General features: G+C 57.9%; 1 protein-coding gene and 1 pseudogene. One reads left to right on the forward strand and one right to left on the reverse strand.

What is annotated here, in order from left to right; translation table 11 throughout:
• Nucleotides 1-543, forward strand: a 543-nt coding sequence (locus CAPSK01_RS03485) for a GNAT family protein (protein ID WP_034922598.1), incomplete at its 5' end; no start/stop codon positions are given.
• Nucleotides 544-656: 113 nt separating this feature from the next.
• Here CAPSK01_RS03485 and CAPSK01_RS03490 read toward each other — a convergent pair.
• Nucleotides 657-1,959: pseudogene (locus CAPSK01_RS03490) on the reverse strand (hypothetical protein); the annotation flags it as partial.

Genomic DNA, 1,959 nt, shown 5'->3' on the forward strand with positions numbered 1-1,959 from the left:
CAGGCTTTCATGCACGCATTTCATCGGCTGGCGCCGCCGCTGCCTGCAGCAAACTACGATCTGGTCGCCGTCTTGAACAGGGAGTACCACAGCACGATCGATAAATCGCGGGCTTTGCATTGGGTTGTAAGAACACCTCATGGCGAACCATGGGGCTTGTTGAGCTTGACGGACATATCCTTGCAGCACAAACGCGCAGAGGTCTTGCTGGGTGTCTTGCCGGGAGCTCCGTTTGGTCTAACCACCGCCGCGATGTTGATGCTGTTCCAGTTCTATTTCAGAGCGATGAAATTCAACAAGCTCTATTCGCTGGTATTTGCGGACAATCGGCATTCTCTAAGAGGAACTCTGCATTTGGGCTTCAAACAGGAAGGCTTGCTCAGAAAACATACGTTTGACCCGCTAACTCATGGTCATGTCGATGTGGTTCAAACGGGCCTGCTGGCCGATGAGGCATTTTCTCTGAGCAACACCAGGTTGATGCACCGATTGCTCAAGAATCAGACTAACGCCCGACAAGGAGCCGGGCAGGCCGGCGGTTAGCACATGAAAAGCGACGGGCGGCGGAACCCCGAGGAGTCGCAACAGCAAGGATCCGTTTGCTGAAGATCCTTGCTGCAAGTCCTCGGATCCGCCGCGGAACCGGTCTGCTTTTTCTACATCGTCTCGACCACGATCAGCGACAGCGACGCATCGACAATCCCCGTCAGGGTGACTCCTCCGGAGACACCGGAGGCCGGGTCGAAATAGATCGAGGTGCTGTTACCGAATGGATTCTCGGCGACAGACACGCCTGGCAGCACCTTGAACTCGGCCTCACTGTAGACCGTATGATTGGTCGTGTTGACGAACACCAGTTTGTCCTGGGTGGCGTCGAAGCCGTGGATGGTCACTGCGCCATCTCCTCCTGTGGTGACTCGACCGCCCACAATCTGGAAGTCGTAGCGGAATTCTTCCGCCGCTGCGCTCGCCGTCACAGTGCCGGAGCTGAGGTCGACCACCGTGAAGGCGGAGCCGCTGCTACTCGGGACGACGAAGTTGGGGGTGCCGCTGACCGGAGCGCCACCAGCTGCCGGAAGGATCACTCCCAGGGTGCTTGCAAACTCGGCATAGGTCTGACTGGTGGCCGTGTCGCCGGCAGGCGCGTTGGCGCCGAGCTGGAAGTGGAACTTCGACGCCCCCAGGATCTGCACCTTGGCGCCGGTGGAGAGCGTCAATTGCGCGGCGTTGTTGTAGAAGCTGCTGGCGGCGAGGGTCATGCCGTCGACCCATTGGATGACATTCGCGCCTTCGGTGTCGGTGATCTTGGCGGTGACGGCACCGGACAGCGTATGGGGGCTGATGATGTAGGTGTCGTTGCCGCCGCCGCCCAGATAGTTGTTGCCGGCGGATGGAATGAAAAAGTCGTTGCCCAAGGTACCGGGGACGGTGTATGAAGTGGCGGGCGTGAGGCTGGTGTCGGCAATACTCGTGGATGCCGTCGCGGAGGTGCCTCTGATCGAGGCGGTCAGCATCTCAACGCCTTCCGTCGTCAGATCATTGGCCAGTGCTACGGTAATAGTCGCCGCGTTGTTGTTCACAGTGACATTGCCCGTCAGTGCACCTCCCGTCACGTCGACCGCAGTAATACCCGTGCCGGATAGGACATACGACAAGGCCGTACCGTTCACGACACCCGTGGTGGTAAGGGTGAAACCTGCGATCGAGCCCTCGTTATAAGTCGCCGCATTGGCAGCCAAGCTGTAGGTCTTTGTCCACTCGGGGATGAAGCTTATGACGCCACTATTGAGAGAGGCCCTCCCATCTGAGAATTGTAAGAATTCGACGTCCGAACCAATTGTGTCTGTGCCTTCGAGCGTCGAATTAGATATCAAGCGATACCCGGAAAAAGACCCATCCTTGCCACCGTAAAGGCTCGTGATCGCGTAACTGGCAAACGACTGGTCGTAACTTGCACTG

Origin of the sequence: Candidatus Accumulibacter vicinus, assembly GCF_000584955.1 — a bacterium.
Classification (GTDB): Bacteria; Pseudomonadota; Gammaproteobacteria; order Burkholderiales; family Rhodocyclaceae; genus Accumulibacter; species Accumulibacter vicinus.